Raw genomic sequence first — 17,158 nt, forward strand, 5'->3', positions numbered from 1 at the left:
AACAGAAAAATCGCCAGCACAAATGTTGGCGATTTTTATTGTTATTTTGGCAATATTTCGTTTTAAAACATATAACATTCGTAATTTTGGTCTATGCTTTTTATACCCAAAACCAAAATAACAATTCATGAAGCTTTCAGATATCAGCATTCGCAATGCACTTATTGCCACCATCACACTCGCACTTATTTTAAGTACACTTTTCTCAACGCTTTTTAGCAGTAATCAATTTAACTCTGTATTCGATGAGTTTAACGAGCAGGAATATTTTCCGGCGTTACTTGGCAAAGTAGAAGCCAGTATTCGTGCTGAACTTAATACGCCCATCGCGTTATCGAAAGCACTTGCGCAAAATGACTTTTTAATTGATTGGGCGTTAAAAGGCGAAAAAAATGATGAATGGCCCCGCATTCAACAGTATTTTGCCAATGTTAAAAACACCAACGACGCAGCTGTGGTGTTTTGGGTATCTAAGCAAAGCTTAAATTATTATCAAAACGATGGCATTTTAAAAACGCTATCGGCGAGTAGCGACCGCGATAGCTGGTTTTTTCAATTTATGAGTTCGTCAAATACCCAACAAGTGGCTGTTGATGTAGACGAGCAGTCAAAACGCTTAACCGCCTTTATTAATGTAAAAGTGAACGCCAACGGGCAAGATTTAGGCCTAACCGGCCTCGGTTACGATATCAGTAAAATTATCGATATTGTTAATAGCAATAAAATTGGTAAAACAGGATATGTATTTTTACTGCGCCCAGATGGCAAAATTGCTGCACACCCAAACCAAGCGTTTGTGGGTAAAGATTATCAAGCTATCAACAAATACTCACCATTATCAGAATTACTGTCTGGATCAGTTTCACAGCAAACGCAATTAGAAAAAATTAAACTCGACAACGAAACCTATTTTGCCGCTACGCGAAACTTAGAAGATATCGGTTGGCAGTTGGTTGCCTTGATGCCAACCAGTGAAATGAGCAGCAAAATATCTAAAGCCATGATGTTAACAATTGCGGTAAACAGCGTAATTGCGGGTGTGTTTATTGTGCTTATGGTGTGGATTGCTAATCGCGTGTCGCGCAGTATTGCAAGTATCGGTAGCAAATTGCTTGAAATGGGTAATCAAGGCGGCGATTTAACCATGCGTTTGGATGATTCGCGTCAAGATGAACTTGGTGATCTTGCGCGAGGGTTTAATGCGGTTATTGCTAACAATCAAAAGATGGTGATTAAACTTAAAGACATCGAATTGCAAATGGCGCAAGACATTCAAGCTTTAGTCGATTCGTTCGATCAAGTCACGAGCCTTTCATCAAACCAAGATGCACTCAGTGAACAAGTGGCATCGGCTATTACTGAAATGGGTACCACGGTTTCTGAGGTGTCAAACCTTGCACTTGATACCGCCAACACCAGCGAAAACGCAGTAAGTGATACGAAACAAAGTATCGACCAAATGCAGTCAAGTACATTAGCGATGAACCAGTTAACGCAAGTTATGGGCGAAGCGTATCAAAATATTCAAGAACTTGCTGGGCAGGCAGAGTCGATTAATTCAATTGTCGATGTAATTAACGCTATTTCAGAACAAACTAATTTGCTTGCACTTAACGCTGCGATTGAAGCCGCGCGAGCAGGCGAGCAAGGACGTGGATTTGCAGTGGTTGCTGACGAAGTAAGAACGCTTGCAAGTAAAACGCAAAGCTCGACGCAAGAAATTCGCGGGCAAATAGATCAATTCCAACGCTCAACCGAAATAGTTCTTAATGCCATGGCGCAAGGCAATGAAACCACGAGTAAAGTAAGTGAAACATCGGCTCAATCGGCAGAAATTTTAACCACAATTGACCGCAGTATTACTGCGGTAAAAGATATGAACCAGCAAATCGCCACAGCGACTGAAGAGCAAAACGTGGTGGTGCAACATATCAATGAGTCGGCAGTACAAATCGCTGATCTATCGAAGCAGTTCAACGATATAGCGGTGGCAGATCAACAACAGCTAAAACGCTTAAATCACTTAGCAAGCGAGCTGTCATCACTTATTTCAGAGTTTACTGTATAAAACACCAAATAAATGGGCTGCCCTGAAATATCGTATGTTCAGGGTAGCGGTTTTTGGCGCTTTATCTATACCAGTTCATTCAATTAAAATGGTGCGTCGAAATTATTATTGTATTAACCGCCGTTAACTTTGTTGGTGTCGAATAGCGCTAAAACTCTAATATCGCGTTGTTTGTGTGTTGTTTATTCGGTCTGATATTCCATCACATTGTTGCGTAAATTAACATTAACTGCTCGAAATCTTGTACCAATTATAATAAACTTCAAACCTATTTGCCTGGCAATTGATGCCAAGTGTTACTAATTATCAAACAGATAGCAGTAGTATGATAAAACGTCTCAATATCAGTATTCGCAATGCGCTAATTCTTACCATTACGTTTGCATTAGTGTTAAGCACCTTGTTGTCCACGCTATTTAGCAGTGCGCAATTTAACCGCGTTTTCGAACAATTTAACGACCAAGCGTATTTTCCTGCTTTGCTGGGTAAAGTTGAAGCGAGTATTCGTGCAGAACTAAACACCCCACTTGCACTAGCGAAAGGCATGGAGCAAAACAGCTTTTTGATGAAATGGGTTGAAGAAGGTGAAAACGCAGAGCAATGGCCTGAAATTCAAGATTACTTTGAGCATATAAAAAACGAAAATAATGCGGCAGTTGTCTTTTTAGTATCAAGTGTGACAGGCAAGTACTACCAAAATGATGGTATTTTAAAAACCATTTCAAATACCGATCCGCGCGATGCATGGTTTTATGCCTTTATGCAAAAGCCAATTGAGCAGCAACTTGCGGTAGCGGTTCACCAAGAAACGAAAAAGCTAATTGCTTACACTAATGTTAAGGTTAACCTAAATGGCAAAGACTACGGTTTAACGGGCCTTGGCTACGATATTAGCCGTATTACCGATATCATTAAAAGCAATAAGATTGGTGAAGCAGGCTATGTATTTTTGATTAAGGATGATAACACCTTTGCAGCGCACCCAAACGAGCAGCTAGTTGGTTCTGATTTTAACAAAATTGAAAAATACCAACCGCTTAAGCAGCTTATCAACACATCTAAACAGTTAGAACATGCCCAAATCGATACCCTCAGTTTACAAGGCGAAAAGCACTATGTGGCAAGCCAATCGCTAGAAGGTACCGGTCTTACCTTAGTGGCTTTATTGCCTACTTCTGAATTGAGCAATCAAATCACTAGCGCGTTATTTAAAACGGTTGCTGTAAGTTTGGTGATTGCGATTGGTTTTATCGTTGTGATGGTGCTGCTTGCAAATCGTATTTCGAAAAATATATCAGGTATTTCAGATAAATTACTCGCAATGGCGCAGCAAGATGGTGATTTAACGGTACGACTTGATGACAGCAGACATGATGAATTGGGAACCTTAGCTAAAGGCTTTAATGCGGTGATTGAAAACAACCAACGTATGATCACACGCCTTAAAGATATTGAAACTCAGCTTGCAAACGATATTCAGGTACTGGTTAACTCATTCGAACGAGTTACCGATTTGGCGTTCCAGCAAGACGGTTTAAGTGAGCAAGTCGCCTCTGCCATTACCGAAATGGGCACAACAGTGGCAGAAGTATCGCACCTTGCGCTTGATACTGCGAAAAGTAGCGAACACGCAGTAGATAACACTAAGCAAAGCATTAGCCAAGTTGAATCAAATGCCAGTGCAATGAAAGCATTAACGGGCGTAATTGAAAAAGCGCATCAGGACATTCAACAATTGGCGAACCAAGCAGAATCTATTAACTCGATTGTTGATGTGATCAATGCTATTTCAGAGCAAACAAACTTGCTTGCGCTTAATGCCGCAATTGAAGCGGCGCGTGCTGGAGAGCAGGGGCGTGGTTTTGCGGTGGTCGCTGATGAAGTGCGAACATTAGCAAGCAAAACACAAGGTTCAACCCAGCAAATCCGCAGTCAAATTGAGCAGTTTCAACAATCAACCGAAACCGTACTGTCAGCAATGGCACAGGGTTTTGAAACGACAAAAGCGGTGAGTGAAAGCTCGGTTGAATCAAGCCAAACGCTTAACTTAATTGATGCGCGTATCACAGAAGTAAAAGACATGAACCAGCAAATTGCCACCGCGACAGAAGAGCAAAATCATGTGGTTCAACACATTAATGAGTCGGCAGTAGAAATCGCCGATTTATCTCGCCAATTCCATGGCATCGCAATGAAAGATACCGAGCAATTAAAGCAATTGAATGCACTGTCAAATGAGCTATCTGAATTGATATCACGCTTTAAAGTGTGATATCAATTTATGTAACCTGTAGACCTTTCTAACAAGCTTAATAATTTGCTAACAATGCATAAAACTTACTGTGTAGAATAACTACATAAATAAAACGTTACCTTGTTAGCACTTTCTTTAGCCTGTTTACACTAAGGCATTTTGCAAATTCCAACCGTTAACATGCTTGAAATTCAATTAAACAGTTTTGTACGACGTATCGCCCGAGCGAATGAGTTAAAAGCGCTGATTAAGACTTCTGGCGCAAAATTAACGCGAAAAGGGCGGTCTCGAAACTGGCAACTGCAAGGCGAGTGGCCGCAGTTTGCGCTAATTATTGAATTGGCAGAAACGCAAAATGAACCGAGTTGGTTGTGGGTGATTACCCAACTGAAAAGTGTAAAGCCAAAGGCAAGTACAAGCGAGTTAATTGAGATTGTAAGGAAAAACCCAACGATTACTCTTGCGCAACTAATGACAAAAACCGATTGCACCCTGATTGAAGCGCGACAGGCACTCGACAGTTTAGCGTTTGATTAAATGGAGTAACTCATATTTTGATCTTGAAGTTTCTATGAATAGGTTTGGACTTTACCTGACTGGCCGCCATGAGTGAACAACGGTCGTTGAATAATTTCATCCGTTCCATTTATGAATGAACACTTCCTCCTAATATTTTAAACAGGCAACTTGCCTCTTAATAAACTGTTATGTGTTTCTCAACATGTGTAGCAATTGCACAGTAAGAGGTGTTGCTTTATACTAAATGCAGTTCATCAAGGGGGTCCTATGGAAACTTCTAATTACATTGAAAGGTTATTTATGTCTTGGTTTAGTCTTTTCTCAAGGGGAAGAGCTGAAAAAACTAAGAAAAGTGCAGTTAAATTTGGTTACGATAAAAATGGAATGCCTTTTATAGATATGTCAGACCGCAAGACGGCTCAAATATTTAAAAAGAAGCTAGAAGCTTTTGAAGGAATAAAAACAAACTAAATGAGTGCTCTTTTTCTTGTAGCAATCCTTGTTACAGGTTTCGTATTTTCTTCTCTTCACTATCCTTCTTCTTACAGGTTAAACAGATCTGAAGGGTGGGTTGTTTACTTTAGTATAGCTAAAAACGGGTTTCTGCTATTCTTAATCACACTCCCTCTACTACTGCTTGTAGATTACATGAATTGGGTAAGGGAATTTACAAAGCTACTAGGGCTGTACCGCAAAGATATAATCCAATGGGGCTTTACGTTTCAGCAGCTTAAGATATTGTCTTGGGTTATTTCTTCAATAACACTAGCCTTTGTTTCTGGTTATTGCTCCAAGTTTTACTATAAAAGTGATGAGCGTAAAAATAACCTGTTAAAGAAAATCACACAAAGAGACAGTTTTGAGAAGGTGGTTGTTTCCAATATTATCAAGAATAGGCAAGAAGATACTCTCTCTTTTGTTGCTATAACTCTTAGGGACAACAAAGTTTATGTAGGTTGGTTCGAAGATGTTGCTTTGGAGCATGGTACTTTAAGCGATTTTACCATAACACCCGTATTAAGTGGGTACAGAGATAATAATAGCAAAGAATTAATAATAACAACTAACTATTTAGATCATTTCAAATCGCACAACAATTACAATGATGAAACTGAAAAGGTATTCTCTGAATATAAAGTGACAATAATGAAAGATCAGGTAGATACCTTAAGTCTATTTAACCCAACCACATATGAAAAATTTCAAAAAAAACTTACAAGCTATAACTTAAATCATTGCTAAATAAACACATAACATGTGCCTCAACTAAAGGGTCGCAAAACAGTTGTCGTTAAATTTGCCTGCTATTTTGCGCCGATTAAGCGAGGCGTTGCAATCGCCTGCTTTTGGCGCAAAGCGGAAGTAACCCTCTGAATTTCATTATGTATCTGATAGTAATGAGTGAACAGCAGTCGTTGAACAGCCCCTCATCAGTATGCAAAATGCAAGACTTGAACCATTTTCTCTTTTGCAGTCATCTGGCTAAAACTATGCTCCTAAATTCCATCCGACAGAAACAGGAATACCTAAGAAGAGTTCGACAGAGTTAATTTATCTACATGGCGATATGACCGAGGCTAATCAGAGAATTCGCCCTAATTTTAAAGTTCACGCACTGGCAGGGTTTTAAATGAGCATTTTGAGTTTTATTCGTAGCTACTATTTGTATGTTTATTTCCAAACATCAATAAATCACAAGACTGGCAAGCTAGTACCTTCAATGGGATTTGTCACCGTTGTGTTTTTGGTAATGGCTTTTCATGCTGCAACAATTCTATACACGTTTAACGCGATTGGAATTGAATTTATTACCGATTCACTTAGAGAGCAGTTGTTCAATTTTAGAGGAAGCGTTAACTGGATGGTGATTTTAACAGTAGCTTTTGCTGTTATTCTTACGTATATAGTTTGTTGCTTTGGGATAAAGTTTGAAGAGATAGAACCTAGATTAGCTAAAACACAGTGGTTAGAGAAACGTTCAATATGGAAGATAATTTTGCTGCCGATATTGAGTATGGCGATGTTTATATTGAGTGGAGTTTTGTTTTACTAAATGAAACGATGTTGGGTAGCAATGCCTTTGGCAATGAAATAGGTGTAGAGTTTGCACGAATGACAGTTGTTGGCACAAATCGGCTATTCACTGTTAGATTTGATTCAGTTCTATAAATCAAATCTGGTAGTTCGAGTTAAGACTTATTCAGATTAAACGACTTTTTGACTAGACGATAAAGCGTATTCAATGCCTTCTAGTGCTTCGCTATACGCTTCTTTATCGTTATATTTCAGCGCTTTTTCAAAGTAATCTGCGGCTTCTTCAATCGAATGATATTTAAACATAGCCGCCGCGCCGCGCAGTTTATGTAACGCTTGTTGTAAATCTTCCCAGCTTTCGTTGGTATAAAGCGATTTTATCGCGGCTTTTTCGCGTTCAAGCCCTGCTGCGAAATTAGCAGCAAGATCACCTGTATCGACCGTATTTGAAATATTAATTGCTTTGTGACTGCGAGATTTGCTGTCATAGCTAACGTATTTTCTGAGTGTCGAGATAAAGTTTTCTTGTTCGAGCGGCTTTTTAATGTGATCAGCAAAGCCTTGCTCAAGATAGCTCAATACTTCGTGTTGCATGGTATTTGCCGTAATGGCGACAATAGGCTGGGTAAACCCTGAACCTTGAAGTTGCTTTAATGCGCCTATGCCATCTAATATCGGCATTTGAATATCTAGCAGTACTAAATCAAAGCGTCCGTGTTTGCATTCTTCAACTGCTTGCGCACCGTTTTCCACCGCAACCACTTCCAAACCCAAATGTCGCAACAAACGTACAATTAATTCGCGGTTATCATCGTGATCTTCTGCAATTAATACGCGGCCTTCAAAAATGGCTTTGTCATCGCGTTGCGCAACGGTAATTGGTTTCGCGACTTTACTTTTCTCAACATTTAAATGAAGTGTAAATTCGCTGCCTTTGTGCACTTCACTGGTGACAGAGATTGAGCCGCTCATTAAATTGGCGAGTTGTTCTGATAGGCATAAACCTAATCCTGAGCCACCAAACCTGCGGGTAATGCTGCTATCGCCTTGGGTAAAGCTATCGAATATTTCTTCAAGTTGTTGCTCTTCCATACCAATGCCGGTGTCAATAACGTTAAACCGTATGCCAGTAAACGTTTCACGAATTGATAAGGTAACACTGCCTTTGTCGGTAAATTTAACGGCGTTAGAGCATAGGTTGAGTAATATTTGTTTTAACCTGAATTGGTCGGCTTTAATTGCAAAGTCATCATCAAGAGCATTAATAATGTAAAAGTCGATATTCTTTTTATTGGCCAATGTGGTAAACATAGTGCCAATTTCTTCAATCAAGCCACTTACATTAAATGTACTGATATCCAGCTCTAATTTGTTTTCTTCGATGCGGCTTATATCGAGAATATCATTGATTAAATCAAGTAAGTGCTTGCCATTGTTATTTATGATCGCCAGATCTTTATTAAAGTTACGCAGATCATAATGGGCATTACTCATCGCCTCTGAATGACCGATAATTGCGGTGAGCGGGGTGCGTATTTCATGGCTCATGTTGGCAAGAAATTTTGATTTAACCAAGCTTGCTTGGCGTAAATCTTCACTGGTTTTTTGCAGTTCTTGCGTGCGTTGCGTAACGATAACTTCAAGCTGCTTCTTTGCTTTTCGTTCGTGGGCACGGCGCTGGGCTGCAACTATCAACAAAATGCTTAAAAGACCTGCAACGATAAAAAATATGCGCTGTTGCTTTGATTTCTCTATGGCGAGTTTTTGAATTTGTTTTTCTTTTTCAAGTTCGGTGACACGTGTTTCGAGTTGGTTACGCTCTTCAAAGGCTTGTTCTTGAGCGAGGCGTTCTTTTAAATTTTGCTGCTTAATTTCAGTATTGACAAGTTGTTGCTGCTTGCGTACGCCATACGCTTGAGACACCATATTATTGGCGCCATAAATGATCAACGCTTGGGAATACGCTTTTTGTAAAAGTTGTTTGTTACCCGTTTTTTTTGCGATGTCGATAGCGTGATTGATTTGCTCAAGCGCCATTTCCGGCTCTTCTAACACAATAGCGACGCGAGAAAGGTGATATGCAACGCTAAAATTAACTGTCGGGTTATTTAACTTCTTGCCGATTTTTGCTGCATTAGCAATGTGCACGCGTGCTTGATGGTAATCCGTCAACCAAATATAGCTATCTGCGAAGTTTAGTTCGACAGACGCTAAGTGATAGGCGTCATCCTTATTGACTAAAATCGCTTTAGCATCACTTAAATGTTTAATAGCACGGTTGTATTTACCAAGCGCATTTAACGACACAGCAACGTTACTGTGCGTTAAAAATTGGGTATCTTCATCTAACTCGTGGTAATGATTGTTAAGTAGATCATCATATATTTCTACCGCTTTATAATTGTGCCCGAGCTTAGCAAGTAAGCCTGCGCGATTTAGTTTTACATCCAGTACGTCTTGTTTTGTACCGTATTCAACATAGCGGGGTTCGGCTTGCTGATAGTAATCGAGCGCGCGCGAGAATTGGTTGAGTTTTTCGTACGCAAGCGCAATATTATTTTCAAGGTGAGCGGCTTTAACTTGGGCATTATGTTCTAAATGAAATGCTAATGCCTTGGAATAATAGGCAATCGCTTCTTCGGGTTGGTCGCTGTAATAGTAAATTAATCCAAGCAGTCGGTTAATGTCTGAGCGTTTACGCGAATTCTCTGTTAACAGTAATGCGCGCTTAAGTGGCGCTATTGCGTTTTCTAGCTGACTGATTTTTGCGTAATTAGCCCCGATTAAATGTAAAATGCGTGCGGTTTGTTCATTACTGAGCTGATGCTGTGTTTGTATTGCGTGATATGCGTCAATTTGTTGGCTAACATCATCGAGTTGTTTGATGTTGTCAATTTGTTGCGTCAGTACGTCGTCTTCTAGCGCAAAAACCAATTGAGAAAAGCAAAAGCCAGCAATAATTACGAAGCGTAAAATTCCTTTTTTTATAATGCTGTCCATTTTCACGTCTTTTGCTTGATTTAATAGGCGTTTACTGTAAGCAAGTGCGCGCCAGAGTTCAAGCAAATTCGGTAAAATCACGCCTGTTATCTAGCGCTAAAGTATGAATAAAAAGGTATATAAATGATGGGTTTACAAATACCTATCTTTGGCACTAGAATTGCTAACGTGGAAGATGTTAACAAATTATTAAAATAAGTAAGGATGCGTCGTGAAAAAATTGTCGTGGCTAGTCGCAATTTTTTTATTGCAGGTAAGTGTTTCACTGTTTGCAAAACAAAATTTTGAGCTGAAATATATCAACCAACCGATTGTTGTTGATGGCGTATTAGATGAGGCTCATTGGCAAAATGCGACGTTTGTAGACTTAGCTTGGGAAGTAGAGCCGGTAGAAGGTGTTCCCGCTTCAATAGAAACGCATGTGTGGATGTACCAAGATGGTAACAACCTGTATGTTGCGTTTAAGGCAAGTGACCCAGAACCGGGCAAAATTCGTGCGTCGATTCGTGACCGCGATGACCTGTGGTTTGATGACAATGTCATTGTGATGCTCGATACCTTTAATGATGAGCGCACAGGTTACCAGTTTTATGTCAACGCCCTTGGCGCACAAGCCGATGCACGCATGACCGATTATGGTTCATGGGAAGAAGACTCATCATGGGATGCAATTTGGGATGCGAAAACCCAAATTACGGATACGGGTTATACCGTTGAAATGGTTATTCCATTTACAGCTATCCGCTTTCCGCTTGTCGATGGTGAACAAACATGGGGTTTGTCGTTATACCGTAACTATCCACGCGGTGTGTTAAATCAATTCTCAAATATAAAATTTGATTACGATATTAAATGTAGCTTCTGTCAGTTTGATAAAATTACTGGTTTTGAACATGCAAAACCAAGCCAAAACTTACAATTAACGCCCACATTAACAGCAAGTCGCAGCGATGTGCGTGAGAACGATGGTTGGCAAAATGGCGATGCAGACATTGAGCCAGGCTTAGATATTCGCTACGGCATTTCGTCGGATGCGGTACTTAACGCAACGATAAATCCCGACTTCTCGCAAGTTGAAGCTGATGCCAGTCAGCTTGATGTAAACAGTACATTTGCCTTGTTTTATGAAGAAAAGCGCCCATTTTTCTTAGATGGTGCCGATACATTTGAAACTGAGTTATTTAACTTTGTTCATACCCGCAATATCGCGGATCCTGATGTCGGGGCAAAATTAACGGGTAAATCGGGTAATCACACCTATGGTGTGCTTTATGCCGATGACCAGCAAAGTGCGCTGATTTTACCTGGCACGCAAGGGTCTAACCTAGCTGTTGTCGATGAAAAAGCGCATGCAGGGATTGCCAGTTATCAACTTGATTACGGCTCACGCGATAATTTAGGTATGTTGGTTACTAGCCGCCAAAGTAGCAACTATCATAACAATTTAGCATCGGTTGATGGTGCAACGTATTTGTCTGAACAAGACCAAATCCGCTATCAATTTGCCTATTCTGATACAAAAAACACCGAACAGTTAGTCACTGATTTTGATCTTGCTAAAAATCAACAAGGACATACCGCGTATGTTGAGTACCAACGAAACACTAAAGCATATGATTTAAAAGCATCGTATCGACAAGTTGATGCCGATTTTCGTTCGGATTTAGGTTTTGTAACACGTGCTGGTTATGAAAAAGCGCTGGTTGGTGGCGGCTATCATTGGTATATGCCACAAGGCGAGTCGGTAACGGATTATTGGCTGAAAGGCGACTATGATATCAATTACGAACGACACGGCGATAAATTAGCCAGCGAACTTGAAATATACGCGGGCCTTGAGGCTATCTACAATATTTACACAGAAGTAGGGTATATTGCAGGTGAAACGAAATATGGAAATCGTTACTACGACGAACAATATGGAGATTGGTGGTTTTCAGGTAAGCCAACGGGTGATGTAAAAATATCACTTTATGCGCGTGAAGGTAAACGCATCGATTACCGTAATGCGGAGCTTGGTGATTCATTGTATTTAAACCCAAAAATAACATGGGATTTGAATCAGTATTTACAGTTTAAACTTGCGCATACTTACAGTGAAATGAAGCTCGATGACGCTCTGTCGTTTCGCGTTAACCTAACCGATTTACGTGTAAACCTTAAATTTAATATGCAAAGCATGTTGAAGCTTGTTGTGCAGTATGAAGTTGGCAAGTATGGTGATTCACCGCTTGAGATTACTAATCAGATCAATAAAGAACGCGATTTTGCCACCCAGTTGATTTACTCATATAAGCTTAACCCACAAACATTGTTTTATTTAGGGTATTCAGACAATGGGTTTAGCGATGATGACGAACAACGTCTAAAAGCTAACGAACGTACGTTCTTTACCAAATTTAGTTATGCATGGCAGCTTTAAGTCTATGTGTTAGAGTGTGTTGTTCTTTAAGGAACACATAAACACAAAAAAGTGGGCAATGCCCACTTTTTTGTGTTTAACGTACTATCAAGCTAGTTATTTAGCTTGATTCTCAACCCACTGAGTTAATAAACGTACGCTGTAGCCTGTACCACCTTTTGGCACTTCATTTTTAGCTGATGACGCCAGTGCATTACCGGCTATATCAATGTGCGCCCACTTAGTATCGCCCACAAACTGTTGTAGGAAAGTCGCTGCAGTTGTTGCGCCCGGACCACCTGAACCGATATTAGCGAAATCTGCGATTGGGCTTTTAAGCATATCTTTGTAGCCAAGTGGCAAACGCCATAGGTTTTCATTTACTTGTTTACCAGCAACTGTCAGAGATTCAACTAGGCTGTCATCATCTGAAAATACAGCAGCGTAGCGATTACCAACGGCACGTACTTTTGAACCAGTAAGCGTTGCAATATCGACCATAACTTGAGGTTTAAATTGCGTGCGCGCATACCAAAGTGCATCAGACAGTACTAAACGACCTTCTGCATCAGTATTTAGAATTTCTACCGAGTGACCCGCTGCAGTGCGTACTACATCGCCAGGAGCAACAGAGCTTTCTGATACCATGTTTGCGGCCATGCCCATTACTGCAACTACGTTAACTTTCGCTTCGTTTAACGCAAGCGCTTTTACCGTACCAAGCGCTGCTGCCGCACCTGCCATATCAGATTTCATGCGCGCAATCGATGAACCTGTTTTAATGCTGTAGCCACCTGAATCAAAGGTTATACCTTTACCTACAAGTGCAATGGGTGCATCGTCGCTGCCTTTATAATGGGCAACAACTAAACGAGAACCTTCATTGCTGCCACGGCCAACCGCTTCAAGTGCACCCATGCCAAGTTCTTTGATTTCTTTTGGTGTTAATACAGATACTTCGACACCAATCTTTTTCAGTTTTTTCGCTTCATTTGCAAAATCAACAGGCGTCATTTCTGTAGCGACTTCAGAAATTAAGTCACGCGCTAGAAATACACCTTTTTCAATGTTAGCTAAGTGAGCGTATTCTTGTTTTGCAGTAGTTGCGTTTGTTGAAATAAAAGTAAACGCTTTTTCTTCACGCTTTTCTTTTTGGTATTTGTCAAAACGGTATGCACGTAAGTTAATGCCGTGAGCAAGTTGCGCAAGATCAGAGCTTGCAAATGATGACGCATCAACAGCAATATTCTGAATGTATTTTTGTTCTAACATGCCAGAAAGCTTACCGCCTAATTTTGTCAGCTCTGATTGTGTCAAGCTGTTGTCATCGCCAAGACCGATAACCATTACGCGCTTATAAATGCTGTTTTGTGGCGCAACCACTTCTAACTTAGTGGCAAACTTACCGCTAAATTCATTTGCAGCGATTGCTTGATTAAGTTGGCGTGCAAAAGGGTAGTTTGAAAACACGTTTTCGTCTTGCTTTTCATGGGTGAATAAAACAAGTGTATCTGCGTCGGAGGTCGTTGCGTTTGAAAAGTTAAACTGCTCAGCTGCTACAGGCATTGCAGCACTCGCCGTTAGCGCAAGTGCTAATAAAGACTTTTTCATGTGAGATCCTTCAAATATAAATTTGTGCATGTTTACATTAACGCCAGCAAAATGTTAATCGATAAACGATTAGTTGCCAGTTTAGCGAGGCGAATAACAAGAAAAAAGCTACATTGGTAGTCGTTTGGTTACATTTTGTCAAATATACATTACAAAAATAACGCAATTTTGTTGATTAAATACACAAAATCACCGTCGAAACATTGAGTTAAATCAAAAATTTCGATAAAGTTTGTACTACTTTATGGGGACATTTGTTACCTAGAGCCCATTATCCTCTATAAAAAATTAACAATTCATACGTGGAAGGCTCTAAATACAAGAAAGGTTGGGGCATGGAATTATCACAAGAAGAGTTAGCTTTTTTCTCTAATATGTTTGCAGACAAATCAACGCCTGAGCAAACTGAAGAGTCAGGCCATGCGCTTAGCATTAAATCTGAAATTCCAAGCAATCTTTATCAAGTATTTGAGCAATCTAAACTGACATTACTGGCTGAGATTAGCCATTATCAGTTGTGGTTTCCGCTCGAAATGACAATTGAGAACGGTGAGTTTAAACCGGTTCTCGGTACTCCTGAAATCGTCGATATTCAAAATGGTGAGCGCAGTTGGCGTGGCGGTGATTTTGTTAATGTGGAATTGCAAGACCAAAAAGGTAAAGCACACGACTTATTGTCACTTTCAAGTACTGGCATTGCGTTTCGAGTGAGCGACCGTCGCAGCCTTAAGCGTATTTTAAACGAAAAGTCGTTATGTATTAGCTTACCTAACGAAGAGCAGGTGGCGTTAGAGTTTGAAGCTGTACGAGTAGAGCGCGATGTTGTAGCTGCGAAAATTGCCAAAGTTCAACGCGGACGTGACCGTTTAAGAAAGTTTTTGTTTAATTTACACCGTAATGAAAACCAACAACTCTATCAGGGATTGCAGTCGTAACACGCAGCTTACGCTAGCAAGCTGCGCTTTTGTGTCGTTTATGCCTAACCAAATGGGTCGTCTACGCTATGCGCAGGCTGTGTAAACCACTTTGGACCTTCATCAGTCATGTAAAAATGATCTTCAAGTCTGACACCAAATTTACCCGGTAATACCAACATTGGCTCGTTACTAAACACCATACCTTTAGCAAGTGGTGTGGTGTCGCCTTTTACCAAGTAGGGTGATTCGTGAATATCCATGCCGCAACCATGCCCAGTACGGTGTGGTAAACCGGGCAGCTCGTATTCTGGACCAAATCCGGCAGCATCAATTACCACGCGGGCAGCCGCATCTGTCACTTCACAAGCTTGCCCAATTTTGGCAGCATTAAATGCCGCGATTTGCGCATCTTTTTCTACTTGCCATACAGCACGCTGTTCATCAGTTGCCTCACCATACGCATAAGTACGCGTAATATCAGAGTGATAGCCTTCAACAATACAGCCGGTATCAATCAGTACCCAATCATTTTCTTGAAGTACTTGAGGATCTTTTACACCATGGGGGAAAGATGTCGCTAAACCGAACAGCACAATGCAAAACGATGAACCTGATGCACCAACCTTTTTATGAGCTTGGTTGATAAACGCTTCAACTTCGCTTGTACTAATGCCTGGTTTTAAAATGCTTGCTGCGGCTTTATGCACTTCTAATGTCATGTTTTTAGCGGTTTGCATCAGGGCGATTTCCGCATCAGATTTACATTCACGGCAAGGCGCGGTGATAACATCAGCGTTAATTACTGTAAGTTGCGGGTTTGCTTTTATAATACCGTCGACAAGAAAATAACCAGCGCTTGGGTCGACAGCTAGTTTGCCTTCGTTGATACCCTGTTTTTGCAGTATTTCTGCAATTAACGCGTAAGGGCTTTGATGTTCATGCCAGCCAAAAAACTCGCCATTTAGCTTCATGTAATCGTTCAGTGAACCTTGTTCGAAATGTGGGGCGACGTAACATAGCTCGCCTTTTGCAGGCAAAATAGCACCAACTAAACGCTCGCTTTTATACCATTTTAAACCGGTAAAATAGGTTAGGTTAGTACCCGCATCAATATACATAGCTGCAATGCCTTGCTGTTGCATTAATGATTGCGCTTTTTGTAAACGGGCGTTGAGTTCGTCGTTTGAAATTGGCGCAACCTGTTGCGTCATATTATCTAATTTGGCTAAAGCTTGTTCTATTGTGCTGCCACCTACACCTATCGTCATATGAAAATACTCTTTATTGTATGCAATATGCAAAATCTATCATTTTATTTTAGGTTTTAGAAGCACTAGGAGTGATTTTATGAAAACTAACCGTTATAATTGAAACACTATAACATTTTAGTTTCTAACTTATCCCCATTCATGACAGATATCACCACCCATAAAACTGCAAGGCGCCGTTTACTTATCGCCCTTTCAATTACAAGCACTTTTATGGTGATTCAATTTATTGTTTCGTTTTTTGCCAACTCTATGGCAGTACTTGCTGATGCCGGCCATTTATTTGTGCATAACAGTTCGTTGGTAGTGGCGTTAATCGCCTCAAGCATTGCGATTCACTTAGCAAAAAACTATAACGCGGGTTATAAAAAAGCAGAGCTCATTGGTGGCTTAATTAACGGTATTTTGTATTTAGCCATCGCAGCGACGATTATTTTTGCCAGTACCAATAAGCTTGTAAATCATGCAGATCACTCACATGAGGTAAATACCTTTTTAATGACGGCAGTCTCTGGCCTTGGTTTTTTATTTCATGCAGCATCGGCTTATGTGTTGTATCAAGGGCGCAAAGAAAGCGTTAACGTCTATGCGGTATTCTTACACAGCTTTTTAGACTTGTTATCGACGGTATTAACATTCAGCGCCGGCATAGTGATTTATTTTACAGGCTGGGTCGATATCGATATTTTCTCAAGTTTAATTATTGCCACTTTTGTACTGATAACAGGTTTTCGAGTGATCAAAAAATGCATTGATGGCCTAGTTGAAACTGATAGCGCATTGCCAGCGGCGACAGATATCGAATCACGATTAACCAATCTGGAGCACATTAGCAGCGTTCACAATGTAACGGTTGATAAGCAAGGCAGTAAAACTATCGTCGGCGCACACATTGTTTTAAAGCCGAGTTGCACCAAAGAACTTCATCACGATTTATGTCAATTAGCCGTCGAAAAGTGCTTGTTGCAAGAATTTTTGGTGAAGCACAGCGTACTGCAAATTGAAGCGCATCAGTGTAAACATTGTTGATTTATTAATACGTTAATCGTAATCTGATGTGTAAAAGGGCCTTAAAGGCCCTTTTTT

Annotated in this window: 12 protein-coding genes; 9 read left to right on the top strand and 3 right to left on the bottom strand. The window is 40.4% G+C overall.

Going from position 1 to position 17,158, the window contains the following annotated elements; all coding sequences use genetic code 11:
* Nucleotides 1-127 precede the first annotated feature (127 nt).
* The 6 genes from AN214_RS07680 (at nucleotide 128) to AN214_RS07705 (ending at nucleotide 7,010) form a co-directional block, all read left to right on the top strand.
* Nucleotides 128-2,068 (top strand): methyl-accepting chemotaxis protein, encoded by a 1,941-nt coding sequence (locus AN214_RS07680; protein WP_054979181.1) that lies wholly within the window; start codon nucleotides 128-130, stop codon nucleotides 2,066-2,068.
* A gap of 325 nt (nucleotides 2,069-2,393) precedes the next feature.
* The gene (locus AN214_RS07685) at nucleotides 2,394-4,340 is read left to right on the top strand and encodes a methyl-accepting chemotaxis protein (protein ID WP_235576722.1); all 1,947 of its coding nucleotides are present in this window, start codon (nucleotides 2,394-2,396) and stop codon (nucleotides 4,338-4,340) included.
* 162 nt (nucleotides 4,341-4,502) lie between these two features.
* Nucleotides 4,503-4,859, top strand: coding sequence for a ribosome recycling factor family protein (locus AN214_RS07690; protein WP_054979183.1), 357 nt, complete (start codon nucleotides 4,503-4,505; stop codon nucleotides 4,857-4,859).
* A gap of 249 nt (nucleotides 4,860-5,108) precedes the next feature.
* Nucleotides 5,109-5,312, top strand: a complete 204-nt coding sequence (locus tag AN214_RS07695; RefSeq protein ID WP_054979184.1) for a hypothetical protein — start codon at nucleotides 5,109-5,111, stop codon at nucleotides 5,310-5,312.
* Nucleotides 5,313-6,083 (top strand): hypothetical protein, encoded by a 771-nt coding sequence (locus AN214_RS07700; RefSeq protein ID WP_054979185.1) that lies wholly within the window; start codon nucleotides 5,313-5,315, stop codon nucleotides 6,081-6,083. It abuts the gene before it with no gap.
* A 741-nt stretch (nucleotides 6,084-6,824) separates the two neighbouring features.
* Entirely contained in the window at nucleotides 6,825-7,010 is a 186-nt protein-coding gene (locus AN214_RS07705; protein ID WP_054979186.1) for a hypothetical protein, read from the top strand.
* A 36-nt stretch (nucleotides 7,011-7,046) separates the two neighbouring features.
* Here the strand turns inward: AN214_RS07705 and AN214_RS07710 are convergent, their stop codons facing one another.
* The gene (locus tag AN214_RS07710) at nucleotides 7,047-9,956 is read right to left on the bottom strand and encodes an ATP-binding protein (protein WP_054979187.1); all 2,910 of its coding nucleotides are present in this window, start codon (nucleotides 9,954-9,956) and stop codon (nucleotides 7,047-7,049) included.
* Between the two features lie 130 nt (nucleotides 9,957-10,086).
* On the opposite strand from AN214_RS07710, the gene AN214_RS07715 reads away from it, so the two are divergent.
* Nucleotides 10,087-12,297: a carbohydrate binding family 9 domain-containing protein gene (locus tag AN214_RS07715; RefSeq protein WP_054979188.1), complete on the top strand. Its 2,211-nt coding sequence runs from the start codon at nucleotides 10,087-10,089 to the stop codon at nucleotides 12,295-12,297.
* A gap of 96 nt (nucleotides 12,298-12,393) precedes the next feature.
* On the opposite strand, the gene AN214_RS07720 is transcribed toward AN214_RS07715, so the two are convergent.
* Nucleotides 12,394-13,887 carry a leucyl aminopeptidase gene (locus AN214_RS07720; protein WP_054979189.1) on the bottom strand — a complete coding sequence of 498 codons (1,494 nt, stop codon included), beginning with the start codon at nucleotides 13,885-13,887 and terminating at the stop codon, nucleotides 12,394-12,396.
* A 335-nt stretch (nucleotides 13,888-14,222) separates the two neighbouring features.
* Here AN214_RS07720 and AN214_RS07725 point away from each other — a divergent pair, with 335 nt between their 5' ends.
* Nucleotides 14,223-14,822, top strand: coding sequence for a hypothetical protein (locus AN214_RS07725; RefSeq protein WP_010559314.1), 600 nt, complete (start codon nucleotides 14,223-14,225; stop codon nucleotides 14,820-14,822).
* A gap of 44 nt (nucleotides 14,823-14,866) precedes the next feature.
* Here the strand turns inward: AN214_RS07725 and AN214_RS07730 are convergent, their stop codons facing one another.
* Nucleotides 14,867-16,072, bottom strand: coding sequence for a Xaa-Pro peptidase family protein (locus AN214_RS07730; RefSeq protein WP_054979190.1), 1,206 nt, complete (start codon nucleotides 16,070-16,072; stop codon nucleotides 14,867-14,869).
* Between the two features lie 141 nt (nucleotides 16,073-16,213).
* Between AN214_RS07730 and AN214_RS07735 the strand changes: the two genes are divergently transcribed.
* On the top strand, nucleotides 16,214-17,101 hold the full coding sequence (locus AN214_RS07735) for a cation diffusion facilitator family transporter (protein ID WP_054979191.1): 888 nt from the start codon (nucleotides 16,214-16,216) through the stop codon (nucleotides 17,099-17,101).
* The last annotated feature ends 57 nt before the right edge of the window (nucleotides 17,102-17,158 follow it).

The sequence above is a fragment of the Pseudoalteromonas sp. P1-9 genome (assembly GCF_001399975.1).
Classification (GTDB): domain Bacteria; phylum Pseudomonadota; class Gammaproteobacteria; order Enterobacterales; family Alteromonadaceae; genus Pseudoalteromonas.

Coding starts and splice junctions, on each gene's coding strand:
- AN214_RS07680 (WP_054979181.1), top strand. CDS start 128: ATGAAGCTTTCAGATATCAGCATTCGCAATGCACTTATTGCCACCATC.
- AN214_RS07685 (WP_235576722.1), top strand. CDS start 2,394: ATGATAAAACGTCTCAATATCAGTATTCGCAATGCGCTAATTCTTACC.
- AN214_RS07725 (WP_010559314.1), top strand. CDS start 14,223: ATGGAATTATCACAAGAAGAGTTAGCTTTTTTCTCTAATATGTTTGCA.
- AN214_RS07705 (WP_054979186.1), top strand. CDS start 6,825: ATGGAAGATAATTTTGCTGCCGATATTGAGTATGGCGATGTTTATATT.
- AN214_RS07690 (WP_054979183.1), top strand. CDS start 4,503: ATGCTTGAAATTCAATTAAACAGTTTTGTACGACGTATCGCCCGAGCG.
- AN214_RS07720 (WP_054979189.1), bottom strand. CDS start 13,887: ATGAAAAAGTCTTTATTAGCACTTGCGCTAACGGCGAGTGCTGCAATG.
- AN214_RS07730 (WP_054979190.1), bottom strand. CDS start 16,072: ATGACGATAGGTGTAGGTGGCAGCACAATAGAACAAGCTTTAGCCAAA.
- AN214_RS07735 (WP_054979191.1), top strand. CDS start 16,214: ATGACAGATATCACCACCCATAAAACTGCAAGGCGCCGTTTACTTATC.
- AN214_RS07695 (WP_054979184.1), top strand. CDS start 5,109: ATGGAAACTTCTAATTACATTGAAAGGTTATTTATGTCTTGGTTTAGT.
- AN214_RS07700 (WP_054979185.1), top strand. CDS start 5,313: ATGAGTGCTCTTTTTCTTGTAGCAATCCTTGTTACAGGTTTCGTATTT.